General features: G+C 45.6%; 11 protein-coding genes. 4 read left to right on the plus strand and 7 right to left on the minus strand.

Features of this window, described 5'->3' with window-relative positions:
* Positions 1 to 70 precede the first annotated feature (70 nt).
* Positions 71 to 922 (plus strand): LysR family transcriptional regulator, encoded by an 852-nt coding sequence (locus tag FLM53_RS17070; protein ID WP_176678882.1) that lies wholly within the window; start codon positions 71 to 73, stop codon positions 920 to 922.
* Between the two features lie 128 nt (positions 923 to 1,050).
* Here the strand turns inward: FLM53_RS17070 and FLM53_RS17075 are convergent, their stop codons facing one another.
* The 3 genes from FLM53_RS17075 to FLM53_RS17085 all read right to left on the minus strand — a co-directional run bounded on the left by FLM53_RS17075 (position 1,051) and on the right by FLM53_RS17085 (position 6,937).
* Complete coding sequence (locus tag FLM53_RS17075) at positions 1,051 to 3,165, minus strand: methyl-accepting chemotaxis protein (RefSeq protein ID WP_176678881.1); 2,115 nt, start codon at positions 3,163 to 3,165, stop codon at positions 1,051 to 1,053.
* Between the two features lie 378 nt (positions 3,166 to 3,543).
* Positions 3,544 to 5,037 carry a cryptochrome/deoxyribodipyrimidine photo-lyase family protein gene (locus FLM53_RS17080; protein WP_176678880.1) on the minus strand — a complete coding sequence of 498 codons (1,494 nt, stop codon included), beginning with the start codon at positions 5,035 to 5,037 and terminating at the stop codon, positions 3,544 to 3,546.
* A 109-nt stretch (positions 5,038 to 5,146) separates the two neighbouring features.
* Positions 5,147 to 6,937: a sigma-54-dependent Fis family transcriptional regulator gene (locus FLM53_RS17085; protein ID WP_176678879.1), complete on the minus strand. Its 1,791-nt coding sequence runs from the start codon at positions 6,935 to 6,937 to the stop codon at positions 5,147 to 5,149.
* A gap of 327 nt (positions 6,938 to 7,264) precedes the next feature.
* Between FLM53_RS17085 and FLM53_RS17090 the strand changes: the two genes are divergently transcribed.
* A complete protein-coding gene (locus FLM53_RS17090; RefSeq protein ID WP_176678878.1) occupies positions 7,265 to 8,785 on the plus strand; it encodes an aldehyde dehydrogenase family protein in 1,521 nt (506 codons plus the stop codon).
* A gap of 144 nt (positions 8,786 to 8,929) precedes the next feature.
* Here FLM53_RS17090 and FLM53_RS17095 read toward each other — a convergent pair whose 3' ends face one another.
* Positions 8,930 to 9,667: an NUDIX domain-containing protein gene (locus FLM53_RS17095; RefSeq protein WP_176678877.1), complete on the minus strand. Its 738-nt coding sequence runs from the start codon at positions 9,665 to 9,667 to the stop codon at positions 8,930 to 8,932.
* A gap of 187 nt (positions 9,668 to 9,854) precedes the next feature.
* Complete coding sequence (locus FLM53_RS17100; protein WP_048611754.1) at positions 9,855 to 10,256, minus strand: hypothetical protein; 402 nt, start codon at positions 10,254 to 10,256, stop codon at positions 9,855 to 9,857.
* 306 nt (positions 10,257 to 10,562) lie between these two features.
* On the opposite strand from FLM53_RS17100, the gene FLM53_RS17105 reads away from it, so the two are divergent.
* On the plus strand, positions 10,563 to 11,645 hold the full coding sequence (locus FLM53_RS17105) for a pyridoxal phosphate-dependent aminotransferase (protein ID WP_176678876.1): 1,083 nt from the start codon (positions 10,563 to 10,565) through the stop codon (positions 11,643 to 11,645).
* A gap of 90 nt (positions 11,646 to 11,735) precedes the next feature.
* Here the strand turns inward: FLM53_RS17105 and fghA are convergent, their stop codons facing one another.
* Positions 11,736 to 12,575, minus strand: coding sequence for an S-formylglutathione hydrolase (gene fghA, locus FLM53_RS17110; RefSeq protein WP_176678875.1), 840 nt, complete (start codon positions 12,573 to 12,575; stop codon positions 11,736 to 11,738).
* Positions 12,576 to 12,731: 156 nt separating this feature from the next.
* On the minus strand, positions 12,732 to 13,880 hold the full coding sequence (locus FLM53_RS17115; protein WP_132941942.1) for an S-(hydroxymethyl)glutathione dehydrogenase/class III alcohol dehydrogenase: 1,149 nt from the start codon (positions 13,878 to 13,880) through the stop codon (positions 12,732 to 12,734).
* A gap of 393 nt (positions 13,881 to 14,273) precedes the next feature.
* Between FLM53_RS17115 and FLM53_RS17120 the strand changes: the two genes are divergently transcribed.
* A complete protein-coding gene (locus FLM53_RS17120; protein ID WP_176678874.1) occupies positions 14,274 to 14,618 on the plus strand; it encodes a multidrug efflux SMR transporter in 345 nt (114 codons plus the stop codon).
* Positions 14,619 to 14,635: the final 17 nt, after the last annotated feature.

Genomic DNA, 14,635 nt, shown 5'->3' on the forward strand with positions numbered 1-14,635 from the left:
CATTTGAGCTTAGGGGATTGTATTGCGGCGCACTAACGGATAATTTTGATGGTAGACATTAATAAAAACGATGGGTGGTGATTTCAATATGGACATTGATGCATTGCGAGGCTTTCTAGCGTTCGTGGAAACCAGTAGCTTCACGCGTGCCGCAAAACAAATTAATCGTACCCAGTCGGCATTCAGTGCGCAGATGCGTAAATTAGAAGAAGAGCTTAACGTGACCCTTTTTCAAAAAGAGGGGCGTAATTTAGTGCTTACTGAAGCGGGCTTAGCGCTGCGTTCTCATGCGGAGCAGTTGGTCGCGCTCCACAATACTGCGCTTAAACAAGTGAAGCGTTATGAAGACAAGCAGCCTCTGAGGTTGGGTTGCCCTGAAGATTATAACGACAATATTTTGCCGAAAGTGATACGCCTGTTGCAGCAAGCAGAACCTACCTGTTCCATCCAAGTATTCAGCCTGCCAAGTATTACGCTGAGAGAGTGGTTAGATGATGGCAGGCTCGATGCCGCGATTGTCACCCGAGCACCCGACAGCGAAGAGGGATACTGGCTCACTCATGATGTGGGCGTTTGGATAAGCAGCCCTGATTATGCGTTTGATAATTCCAAGCCGGTGCCATTGGCTCTGTTCCAAACGGATTGTAAGTACCACGCTGCTGCCGTGAATGGCTTAACCAAGCAGGGCACGCCTTATCAGCTGTTGGCTTGCAGCAATACGGCTTCAGCGCAGCGGGCAATCGTAAAAGCAGGGTTAGCGATTGGAGCGATGGGTAAACTCAGCATAACTCCAGATTTGAAAATCCTCGACGACATGCCACCGCTGCCTTCGGTGGATATTGTATTGATCCTCGCAAGCAAGCATCACCCAGTATTAGATAAAGAGGTGCTCAATCAACTTGTCGAGTTGGGTTCTGATTAGCTTTCTGTTGGGAGATCTTTATTAGGTGAATTTCGATAGATGAGCTGTAAGGTGAGAGGATATGAGGGAATTGATAGGCCGAGAATATTACGTTTCTCGGCCTAGTTATTATGAGACGGTACTGGTAATTAAGAAAGCTTGAACTTGCTTAACTCACCGTGTAAATCTCCGGCTTTTACCGTCAACTCGTTACTGATTTCTACCGACGATGTCATAGTACCCATCACTTCCACAGCGGTATCATTGATGATCACTACATTACGGTTAATCTCTTCTGACACTGAGCTTTGCTCTTCTGCAGCCGAAGCAATCTGATTGTTCATGTCGTTGATCACTTCAATCGCTTGGTTAATTTCCGACAAGGCGAGATGTGCTGCTTGGGTTTCACCTTTGGTATCGTTCGCTTGCTTCTGGCTTTGCTCCATCAATATCACGATAGATTGAGTCTCTTGCTCTAGGCGAGCCAACATCGAGCGAATCTCTTCGGTTGAACCTTGAGTGCGATTTGCGAGGTTACGCACTTCATCTGCCACGACAGCAAAGCCTCGTCCAGCTTCACCTGCACGTGCTGCCTCAATGGCGGCATTAAGCGCAAGTAAGTTGGTTTGTTCTGCAATGCCACCAATTTCGCTCAAGATACCTTGAATAGCGGTGCTCGAATCGACTAGGTTTTGTGTTTGTTGCTGCGCATCATTAACCTGAACAGCTAAGCTGTCTACAGCACTCGCGGCATTGTCCATGCGCGTCATGCCATTGAGACTATTGCTTTGTACTTGGCTTGCTGCCGCGGCTGCTTGAACGGCTGAACTTGCTACTTCTTGCGCAGTCGCACTCATTTCATTAATAGCAGTGGCAAGTGAGTTTACCTCGTTAACTTGAGAGTTCAGTTGATCACGAGAAACCTCAGCACGTGCCTGGCCTTCAGAGGCGTTTTTATCGACTTGATTGGCCGTTACCATGACGGTAAGTAGCATTTCTTGCATACGAGATAGGAAGGTGTTGAACCAGTGTGCAAGTTGCGCGGTTTCATCTTTTCCTTTTACCTCTATGCGATAAGTTAAGTCGCCTTCACCTTGTGCTGCATCTTTAAAACGCTCCACTAAGTTGTTCAGAACCTTGCCCAGAGAGTTGGCAATAAATGCCATTGAGGTAATGCCTAGAATAGCTGCGATGATCCCCGCCCATATACCTTTTTCAAGCGCTTTCGAATTCTGAGCATCACTCCATTGTGTGTACTCGTCGACGCTTTTTGTAAGGTGGCTACTGGGAACGGATACCATGACTACCCATGGTGCATCACTGGTATCAATTGCAGTAATTGCATACTCATCTCCGCCGAAAGTAACAAGGCCAGCGCCTTCGCGTTTAGCGATAGATTGAATCTTCGACCATTCAGATTCCAACTCAGAAGAGACTCTTTTACCTACCATGTTTCCAGCACGACTGTTGGCCAATGTAATGCCTTTCCATGAAGTGATAAGGATCTTACCCTTGCCATCAAATAGGTTACGTGCAAACAATTCACTCTGGCTTTGCAGTTCGAACAAAGACAAATCAAAGCCAATTGAGCCAATGATTTCTCCGTCTTGTTTGATTGGTTGGCTGATAGTGGTGATGAGCTCTTGTTTACCTCGAACCGGATAGAAGTACGGTTCCATAACAAATGTCTTACCGGTTTGGTAAGGCATTAAGTGCCAGTCGTCTTTACGCTCTCCGTTACTATTGAGTTCTGTATTGCTAAAGCTTTCCATTGCAACGGCATCAAAGCTATTTTGGTCATTTGGAGAGAAGAAAGGCGCAAGGTAGCCCTGACTGTTAAAACCTAATTCTGTGTTAAAGCCGAGCTTGCTGTCCAATTCAGTTTGTTGAGGCCATGTCTTGTTTTCCCAAACCATGTAACCTGCAAATACAGCTTTGTTTTGTGCTTCCAAGGCGGCAGTAAACTGTTTAACGATAAGGTCTGCGCTTGCGTTGGTTTCTGAACTTAGCTCGATGATTGATCGTGCTTGCTTTAGGTTTGCTAGCACAGGATCAAGTTGGTTAGCGATATTTAAACCCTGTTGAAGGGCCGTGTTTTGTAAGTCCGTTGTAGTGGCATCCGTTAGCTGTATTTTTACTTTTTCAGTGACTTGTTTGTTCACATCGGTAAATGCGTTGGTCGTCATCCCCATTGCGATCAATAGAGTGAAAGCCATCGCCCCACCCGCACTCACCGCAATTCGTGTGCGTATACTGTTAAACATAAGACCCCTGTAACCAAATAGTGGTAGTTTTGCAGAGATTTTAAACAAGATAAGTGAATGGAAAATTCAAAATAATGAACACAAAAAGAATAGGGAGATCAAAATTATAAATAGGATTGCATAACGTGTAGTTTTGGCTTTGGTCGCAACGTTTAGAGGACGATGAAAATTATCATTTATCAATCGCTAACCTTCTGTATTTATTAGTTTTTATGATGATTAGCACAGCTTGATGTTTTCCTAAGGCTGCGATCCAGCTTTTCTAGTTTGTGACCGTGTGTCGATTACTCATTATATGACAACGGTCACAATTAATTTTAATTAACCTAATGAATTACCACTCTTTTTATAAGTGATTTAAAGAGGGGACACGTTGTATTAGCTCGCCCGTGTCGATTTGCTTTGCTTCTTCGACGGCCTGACATGGCGAGCCAAAATACGGCTTCGCTCTTGTTTTACCTCGGTTAGCTTTCTCCACGACCATAAACGCACGCGTGCTTCTTTTGCGCTAGTGTCGAGATCGACGACCGGATTAAGGTAAGGTGAATCTGGTTCAAGCTCATGCATCATCACCTCCATGGGTGTCATCTTCCAAGGCTCAAATAGAAGTGGGGTGGGTATGTCTGAAAGTTCTGGTACCCATTTACGGATGAAGTCCCCATCAGAATCGTGTTCTTGGGCTTGCTTGGTTGGGTTGTAAATTCGGATGGTGTTGATGCCGGTTACTCCAGCTTGCATTTGAAACTGTGGGTAGTGAATACCGGGTTCAAAATCGAGAAACAGCTGCGCTAAGTGAGTGACACCATCACGCCAGTCCATATTCATATGATGAGTGAGAAAGCTCACCAACATAGAGCGCATACGGAAATTAATATAACCCGTGTGATGTAGGCAGCGCATACAGGCATCGACCAATGGCACGCCTGTTAACCCCATCTTCCATGCCTTCAAACGTGCTGGATCTTTTACCGTTTCTTTCTGCAATAGCGCTTCATAGGCGTGGTTGATACAGCGAAATTCCATCTCGCATTCCGATTCAAACTTCTGCATGAAATGACAGTGCCAATGAAGCCTTGAAGAGAGGGCAATCAAGCTGCGACGAAACCCCGCGACTTGCCAGTGTCCCAACAGGTGTTGATAAACTTCACGTAACGATATGTTGCCCCAAGCCAAATATGGGGATAGGCGAGTACAGGCATGTCGTGAGGCTTCTGGGCTTGAGATGCTGCGGTAGTAATCGCGACCACGGCGCTCAAAGAAGTCGTGTAACGTTGCCCATGCCAGTGCGCTGCCGCCCGTTTGTATGCCGTTACCTTTGGTTAACCATGCTTGTGGAGGTTCCATTGCTAACTCAAGCTCTGCAGCATCAAGGGTATACAGTGATTCTGTGGTCAACTGACTCTCTGCGATGGGAGCACGCATCACACTGTTCCAATGCTTGTCCCAACCGATTCTGTCTTTCGACCCTCTCACAACAGCGCCCTGTGCGAACTCTTGCCATGGGATGTTGTGCTCTTTAAGCCAAGCAGATAGTTGTATGTCACGCTCAAAGGTGCAATTTAAACCTATCTCTTGATGGGAGAATACACTTTGGATGTGGTAACGAGATTGGATCGCTTTGAAGCAGTCCATAGCACTGCCATGGAGTATTGAAACCTCATGCCCGTACTCTTTCAATGACTGGTTCATGCATTGCAGTGACTGCCAAACAAACCGCCAATGTCGCTCAGAATAGTGGGCATTATTTAGCAGCATGGGTTCGAAAATATAGAGCAATATCGTCGGGTGTTGATCTGATAAAGCGTGTTGTAAAGGTGCGTGGTCGGTGAGTCTTAAATCGCGCTTTAGCCACACTATGTTGATTGTTTGCATCTGAGCCCTCGTTCGTTTTGAAGCATTACGAGTCAGAGGGCCAAATGTCTCACTGGACGTGAATTTATTTATTGATAATGAAAGGGCAGGCCAAGTTCGTCTGTGGTTATTATTGAAGAATACCCAAGCTTTTCAGTTTTCGATAAATGGTATTACGGCTGATGCCAAGTATTCGCGAAGTCTTGCTGATGTTGCCTTGGTTGGCTTGATAGGTTTGCAGCAAGGTTTCTTCAACGGTGCTTCTTAAATCGTTATTCGCTGTGCCTTTGAGGGCATTAGAAGTCGTCGATTGATGGTGATTATCGTGCGCTAATGACGTGAGGTGTTGAGCAAGATGGCTCGGTACATGTTCTAGCGTGAGTTGTGGTTCGTCACTTGCCAATAGAGCAGCAACCTTAAGTAAGTTGTCTAATTCTCGGATATTGCCCGGCCAAGAATAGGCGCATAGCAAACTCATCAAATGTGGGCAAATTGTCTGCTCATCTTCAGCGTATTTACGGTGAATGTTTTCGATTAAGGCGTGCTTATCTTGTCGGTGTTGCAGGCTTGGTAAGGTAAAGGCTAAGCCATTCAGGCGATAAAAGAGATCTTGTCGAAATTCTCCAGTTGCGACTAACTGTTCTAAGTTTTTATGTGTGGCAGCGATGATCTGACAATCGACTTGGTAACTCTGGTTTGAACCCACAGGCACCACGGATTTATCTTGCAGGACATGCAGTAATCGACACTGAGCCTCCAATGGCATGTCGGCGATCTCATCTAGAAACAGGATTCCTTTATCCGCTTGGCGGATCTTACCTTGAAAACCTTTGTGGCTTGCGCCAGTAAAAGCCCCCGGCGCATAACCGAATAGTTCAGATTCAATAAGATCTTTAGGTAGCGCTCCACAATTCACCGCCATTAGGGGGGACGATTTGCGTTGGCTTTGCTTGTGTAACGCCTTAACAAACTCTCCCTTGCCGACGCCCGTTTCACCTAGGATCAACAAGCTGATCCCTTTATCGATAACCTTGTTGGCTTGCTGCCAAGCGTGTTCTATTTGTTGCTCGCCATGGTGTAAATCACACGATGCCGAAATAGAGCGCGTGCGCTTGGTAGTAGTTCGTTTGAGGTGCTGTTTCTCAAATACAAAAGGCGTGTCTAATGAGGTTCGATTGAAGAGTGTATCGATGCACTCGCCGACGATTGAGGTTTGATCCAATAGCTGAGAGGCGACCTGATTGTGCGCCACCACCTCACCAGCTTCATTGGCTATCACAATCCCTTGCCAGCCACTGTGTAGCAACGATTTCTCACATGCGAGGTCGATGCGAGTAGTGCCTTGCGGGATATGACTTAATAGCTGATTTTCAACAAGCTGAACCATGTTTTGAACCAGTAGTTGCACCGAACTGTCGTGTTGTTGCTGCTCACTGGTAATGTCTAATACGCCGACCATGTTCCCTTGGTGATCAAATACTGGGCTTGCAGAACAACTGATAAATCGATGCTGGTGGATAAAGTGCTGCTCACCAATGATGGTCACGGGTTTTGCTTCCACAATCGCCGTGCCAATGGCGTTGGTCCCTTTGAGTTGTTCCTGCCAACACGCACCAGAGCTGAGTGCAATTGAAGTCAGCTTTTCCTTGAACCTCTCTTGCCCCCAACTAGCCAGAATCACCCCTTCAATATCGGTCAGAATCAAACGACTGTCGGTGCGTGCAAACATCTGGTTAAACAGAGGCAGTGCATTGCGTTCGACGATTTGAATCAAGTTCGATGATTGATGACGTCGCTGCTTAAGAATCGACTGTGGCAGGCGAATATCTTCGGGAAGTCGCCTCTGTTTTAGCCCCGCTTCAGTGCTGCGGTGCCAAGAGGACGAAAGCCAATCTGAGGTGTTTGCTTGTTGAAGGTGCATGACTGTTCCATGTCGTAACAGTGAGGGTGTACCAAATTGGAACAGTTGAACACTGGAGTGGTTTCCATACGGCCGTTCAATGCCAACTCACTTTGGGTTGTAAATGTTTGGTAATCATAGTTTTACAATTTATTAACAGCAAGTTTTGAGGTTGTGGCGTGTGATTTGCGTTGTTCTTGTTGTGAAGAAAACACGAAGTATCAGTGTTTTAAACAGAAAGCATAAACATGGGTGTCTTGTCATGAGTTCTTTTCTCAAGAGAAGTCGCCACAAAAATAAGACAGCTCTCGCTCAATAACGAACAACAAATCGAAGAAGGATCTAACTATGATTTACGCACAGCCGGGTAGTGACAACGCAGTGGTGAACTTTAAAGCTCAATACGATAACTTTATCGGTGGTGAGTGGGTAAAGCCTGTCAGCGGTGAGTATTTTGATAACACGTCCCCCGTGAATGGTCAGGTGTATTGCCAAGTCGCGCGCTCAACCGAGGCCGACATTAGCTTAGCACTCGATGCGGCGCATGCAGCTCGTGCTAGTTGGGCGGCGACCAGTGTGACAGAGCGTTCGAACATCCTACTTAAAATTGCTGATCGCATTGAAGCAAACCTAGAAGAAATCGCAGTCGCTGAGACATGGGAAAACGGCAAGCCAGTACGTGAAACGTTAGCGGCAGATATTCCATTGGTCGTTGACCATTTCCGTTACTTTGCGGGTTGTATTCGAGCGCAAGAAGGCAGTGCAGCCGAGCTAGATTCAAACACCGCAAGCTACCATTTCCCAGAGCCAATTGGCGTAGTCGGTCAGATCATTCCTTGGAACTTCCCGATTCTAATGGCGGCCTGGAAACTGGCACCAGCACTTGCTGCGGGCTGTTGTGTGGTGATGAAGCCAGCCGAGCAAACACCAACCTCAATTTTGGTGATGATGGAGAAGATCGCTGATCTTCTGCCTGCAGGTGTTGTAAACATCGTGAATGGTTTTGGTAGCGAAGCAGGCCAAGCATTAGCAACCAGCGATCGTTTGGCGAAATTGGCGTTTACTGGCTCAACTGAAGTTGGACACCATATCTTGAAATGTGCGGCTGAAAGCTTGATTCCGTCTACGGTTGAGCTTGGCGGTAAGTCTCCAAATATCTACTTCCCTGATATCTTTGATCATGAGGACGAGTACCTAGATAAGTGTGTCGAAGGTATGTTGCTCGCGTTCTTCAATCAAGGTGAAGTGTGTACCTGTCCATCACGTGTGTTGATCCACGAATCGGTCTACGACAAGTTCATCACTAAGGTGGTCGAGCGCGCTCAAACCATCAAGCAAGGTAACCCATTAGATACTGACACTGAGGTTGGCGCACAAGCCTCTCAAGAGCAGTTTGATAAGATTCTGAGCTACCTAGAGATTGGCCGCCAAGAAGGCGCAAAAGTGCTAACTGGTGGGGAAATCGCTCAACAACCGGATGATCTCGGTAATGGTTATTACATTCAACCGACCATGCTCGAAGGCAACAACAAGATGCGTGTTTTCCAAGAAGAGATCTTTGGCCCTGTTATCGCGGTAACGACATTTAAAGATGAAGCGGAAGCGTTGGAGATTGCCAACGATACCGAATATGGCTTGGGTGCTGGCGTTTGGACGCGTGATGCAAATCTAGCGTATCGCATGGGTCGTAATATTGAAGCGGGGCGTATTTGGGTGAACTGTTACCACGCTTACCCAGCACACGCGGCGTTTGGTGGTTACAAGAAATCAGGCATCGGTCGTGAGACACATAAGATGATGCTCGATCATTACCAAAACACCAAGAACTTGCTGATCAGCTACGATACGAATCCGTTAGGTTTTTTCTAAACTAGGCTTCTCTAAAATAGACATGTTCTAAAGATAGCTTTCTGAATTAGAGAAAATTAACAACGCAGTCGGCTTAAATAAAACAGAAACTAAAAGCAAAACGCCCAATTCATCTGAGCTGGGCGTTTTTATGTTTGAAGTATTCTAGCTTTTCGAAAAGAAGATCTCGGGCTTGTGGGTTGGGCCGTAGTTGCCTTCTAACTGGGTAAGCTCTAATCCTTGTTTGCCAATCAAAGAACCAACCATTTGGCGGTTGAACGGGTAGTTTTCAGCATTGTTGATGAACTCTTCTACATCGACCCATTTTGCTTCTGCAATTTCATCGGTGTCTTGAATTGCGATCTCTTGAGTTTGGGCGATAAGGTGGCAAACAAAGTAGAGGTTCGATTTGCCAAATTGATATGGGTGGCGCGTTGCCATGCCAACTACTGACACGAACGTGGTTTCTATGCCAGTCTCTTCCAGAGTTTCTCGAACTACCGATTCTTCAATGCCTTCACCAAGCTCAATGTGGCCGCCAGGTAATTTGTAGCCTGTCATGCCGTGCTCTTTGATCATCAGCACTTGTTTGTGTTCGTTGGTGATCAATGCACCTGCGCCCAGGGTGTGAGTCGGGATGAAAGGCACAAACTCGACGATTTCGGATTTGTGGATCAGCGTAATCTCATCTTCTAGACAGTTGTGGAACACAAAGCCAAGTTCGGTCGCGACCGAAATGAGGTGTGAGAGCGAAATAGGCAGGCTAATCCAAATAATGCCTTTGTTATTCTGCTTCGAAAACTGGGTGATCTCGCTAAGTTCGGCGTTGAATGAATCAGCATCTTGAGGCGCTGTCTCTGGGTCAATGATGATGCCGTTAAATTTGTCGAGCGTAAATTCCACGGGTGATCCTTTATTATTTTTGATTTATTGGTAGTCGAGCATAGGTGGAGCTTATAACATCTGTGGAGCTTATGACACCTACATGGCTTGTGAGATCTTCTTTGCTTGTTAAGTGGGAGGCTAGAAACAAAAACTGCGCTTGGAAGCCAAAGCGCAGTTTTAAAGTAGGGTCTATTGGGAATCGACTCTAACGAATATAGTTTGCATTAATACTCACGTACCAGTGCTGAAGCTTGCCGTCAGATTTTTTGATCCACAAATCGTTAGTGTAGCTCTCGATCTTGCCGTTAACCGTTAGGTTGAATGTGTTCTCATCGAACTCACCAAGTTTTACGAACTGGTCTGTCGTAATCAGAAACGGATCCATGTCATCCACGCCAACCACATCTGAAATCACATAGTAGTGATAAGTGAGCGGCTTGCTCGCATCATTTGGGTTGCTGCGATACGCCACAAGCTTGAACGGTTCTGTTAATGGAACATCAAGCGTTTGCTTGTCCATGGTGGCTGGAATCGGGATAAACAGCCAAGCGGTAAACAGACCGCTCAGTAAAACCATCAGGAAGAAAAGAGTCTTAATTGCTTTCATAGCAACCTTCAAAATATGGGGATGTTAATGGGGCTATGGTAACTAGGGAGAGTAAAGATGCAAGCTCTGTTCTTACTCTATCTTATCTCCGCTTAACCTAGCGCAAAGAAAGCGGTTTGGTTAACTCGAAATGGAAACACGAGTGCTTAAGTATAGATTATGGCTCTAAGAATATTCGTTGTTTGAACCAATCCGTGGTTTTAACCAGTCTCTCGAAACTGGGTGAGTAACTGTCACGAAATGACCTATATAGAGAAAATTGAATGCGATAAGAATAACGCATGAACATTTTTTGAGCGTTTTCTTATGCATTTAAACCCAAGGTTAAGCGGTGACTACCATTCTTATGTCGATCATTCATTCCGCATCGATTGTTCACTCGGCTCCAATCCATTTGGCGCACCAGAAATCCCTGAACATGTGGTTAAAGAGATACTTCACGGTATTGATAAATACTATTGTCATAGGGAGCTTTCAGAGCTGACTTATCTAACTCGTCAGTTTATTGGGGTTGAAGATTGTCGTATTACCTACACTACGGGCTCTCTCGGGGCGCTAGAACTTATCTTCAACAAACTTATCGATCACAGCAATCGCACCATGATAGGTATTGGTCCTCAGTTTGTTGAAGCAATATCAGAGTTCAATTTGGTTGGTGGAAAATACCAGTCCATCAACATGTTTGATTATCAAAACGAGTCTGATCTGTTTGGTGTGCTGGCCTCAAAAGTCAGCATGGAAAGGCCAGCCTTGGTTTATATCGATAATCCGAACAATCCAACGGGTCGAATCTACGACAGAGCCCATTTGGTCGAGATAGCAAAAGTATGTGAGCGTTCGGGCTCTATTTTGATTGTCGATGAGGCCTATGGTGAGTATCTGACTGTCGAGCAATCTATGCTCGATCAAACCTTGGTCTTGGATAACTTAATTGTTTTACGCACCTTTTCTAAAGGTTTAGGTCTAGCTGGGATTCGATTAGGTTACTTGGCTAGCAGTGAAAACCTGACTTCGGCGATAGAAGCCGCGGTGAGCGTGTTTACGCCAACTTACCCTTCGATAAAAATCGCGTCGGCGACCCTACCTAATGCGAAACACTTCTTAGAAACCAACCGCAGCAAAACCGAGTATTTTAAACAGCAAATGATCAGTTTGTTGTCTGAACACAATATTGATGTGCTCAGTACATCAATATCAACCCCCATTATGCTGTTGAAGAAAAAGGGAACCAACCTTTCGAAGCTATTTGAGAAGATCGGTATTAAGACGTGTTCCGGTGTTGACTTTGCCACTACGTGTGACGCGATGAACGAAGAGTATGTTCGATTGCGAATTGTTGGAAATGATGTGGATTTAGAAGCGTTAAAGCAGCGGATTCAGCAGTTATAAATCAAGAGCTATAAATTAGCAATTATGAAACCCGTAGGCATAAAAAAGCCCACACCTTACGGTTGCAAGGTGTGGGCTAAATAGGTGTGACTACTTGTTCAGGTAAGCAGCGTGGAACTCAATGTGCTCATCAATAAAGCTAGAGATAAAGTAGTAGCTGTGGTCGTAACCTGGCTGCATACGTAGCTCTAAATCGGCATCAGTTACCTTAGCTGCTTCGACCAATTGCTCTGGCTTTAGCTGTTCAATTAGGAAGTTGTCTGCTTCGCCTTGGTCTACCAACATTGGCAGTTTAGTACCTTTAGTTTTTAGAAGCTCAGAGGCGTCGTATTGTTTCCACTCTTCAATATCTAAGCCTAGATATTGGTTGAAGGCTTTTTGTCCCCAAGGGCATTGCATTGGGTTAGTGATTGGGCTGAATGCCGAGATAGAACGGTAGCTATCTTCGTTTTTGATGCCAATCGTTAGGGCACCGTGTCCGCCCATGCTGTGACCAGAAATTGATTTTACTGATGTCACAGGGAAGAAAGATTCAATCAACGCCGGGAGCTCTGTTACCACGTAATCGTACATGTGGTAATGGCTGTCCCATGGTGCTTGAGTGGCATTCACGTAGAAGCCAGCGCCTTGGCCTAAATCGTAGTTTTCATCGTCGGCAACACCTTCGCCACGTGGGCTTGTGTCTGGGGCAACAATGGCAATGCCTTGCTCAGCCGCGGCTTTGAATGCGCCGGCTTTTTGCATGAAGTTTTCATCGGTACAGGTTAAGCCTGATAACCAATACAAAACAGGAACTGGGTTTTCTTTGCTTGCGTTAGGTGGCAAGAAAATCGCGAAACGCATGTTGCAGTCAAGCGTTGCAGAAAAGTGGGTGTATTGTTTGTGCCAACCACCAGCAACCTTTGCTTGGCTAATGTTTTCGATTGTCATCTATTGTGCTCCGTTAGGTTGATGGTTTGGGAGTAAATTTGTCTATGTTACATAAAGTTTCACCACCCACCGGGCAGGAGGTGGTGAAGACAGTTTCGCTCTGATGTTTAAGTCAGAACTGTGGTCTCGACACCTAAGTATCGAGACCAAGGAGAATTATCTGTCCATGTGTAGAACAGTACGGATAGATTCACCTTTGTGCATTAGGTCGAATGCGTCGTTTACTTCGTCAAGGCTCATTGTATGAGTGATGAACTCTTGAAGACCAAACTCACCCGCCATGTAACGGTTTACGATTTCTGGAAGCTCAGAGCGGCCTTTAACACCACCGAAAGCAGAACCACGCCATACACGACCAGTCACTAGTTGGAATGGACGAGTTGCGATCTCTTGGCCTGCACCTGCAACACCGATGATTACTGATTCGCCCCAACCTTTGTGACAGCACTCAAGTGCTTGACGCATCACGTTTACGTTACCGATACACTCGAAAGAGTACTCAACACCACCGTCTGTCATCTCAACGATAACGTCTTGGATTGGCTTGTCGAAGTTCATTGGGTTGATGCAGTCTGTCGCGCCAAGCTGTTTAGCTAGCTCGAATTTGCTCTCGTTGATATCAACACCGATGATGCGGTCAGCACCAGCCATGCGAGCACCAATGATTGCAGAAAGACCGATACCACCTAGGCCAAATACAGCAACGTTGTCGCCTTTTTCAACTTTAGCTGTGTTCAGTACCGCGCCCATACCTGTAGTTACACCACAACCTAGAAGACAAACTTCTTCAAGCGGTGCTTCTTTGCTTACTTTTGCTAGTGAGATTTCTGGAAGTACTGTGTACTCTGAGAAAGTAGAACAACCCATGTAGTGGAAGATTGTCTCACCATTGATAGAGAAGCGGCTTGTACCGTCTGGCATTAAGCCTTTACCTTGCGTTTCACGAACCGCTTGGCATAGGTTAGTTTTACCAGATTTACAGAATTTACATTCGCCACACTCTGCTGTGTAAAGTGGGATAACGTGGTCGCCAACTTCAACACTGGTAACGCCTTCGCCGATCATTTCAACGATACCGCCACCTTCGTGACCAAGAATCGAAGGGAAGATACCTTCTGGATCGTCACCTGATAATGTGAATGCGTCAGTGTGACAAACACCAGTCGCTACGATACGAACAAGAACTTCACCTGCTTTTGGCAGTTCAACGTCAACAGTTTCACGTTTTAGAGGCTCACCCGCTTTCCAAGCGACCATAGCTTTAGATTGGATATGAGTTTGACCAGGTTTGATTTCGATAGTCATTGGATGCTTCCTATTTATGTCATTACAGCGGACTTTTTGATTCTCAATATGCTCAACGTATTAAGCGTAGTTGAGCAAGTTTGTTTCCGCTCTCTCGTTTTGTTGGAGCTAGTATAGGTGTGACTCTAGGTTTTGATAATCCCCCGAAATGGAAAATGATTATTACATATATGTAATAGTTGGTGTTAGGGAACATTTGAACAATGACCATTAACCATGAGCAAACGGGCTCTGGAATTTCGTACGGAGATGAATAATAAAAGACTTATTCATAGGGGTTTCTAGTTAAGACATTTTAGGGTACGTCATAATAATTGCTTACTGAAAATCGCATGAATTGGAAATAAAACTACAATATTCTGAGCGCCGTATTTTATTGTTGTGGACTCAAACATGCTTTTATCTCTCCCACCACCAGTGATGTTATCACTCGCCATCGTGCTTGAAGTTGTCGCAACTTCTCTACTACCTAAAACGCAGCAATTTACTTCTTTACCGGCCACTGTCGCAGTATTGGCTAGCTACGGCTGTGCTTTTTATCTGTTGTCTCTCACAGTGCAAACCATGTCTTTGGGTGTGGCGTATGCGATTTGGTGTGGGGCAGGAGTTGTGCTGGTCGCAGCACTGTCTTGGCTAGTTTACGGACAAAAGCTCGACATCTACGCAGTCATTGGTATCGCTTTGATTTTGGCAGGTGTGGTAATTATTAACCTGTTTTCAACGTCGGTGAGTCATTAGGATGCTCGTATGTTCAC

Source organism: Vibrio sp. Scap24, assembly GCF_013394185.1.
Taxonomy (GTDB): domain Bacteria; phylum Pseudomonadota; class Gammaproteobacteria; order Enterobacterales; family Vibrionaceae; genus Vibrio; species Vibrio pomeroyi.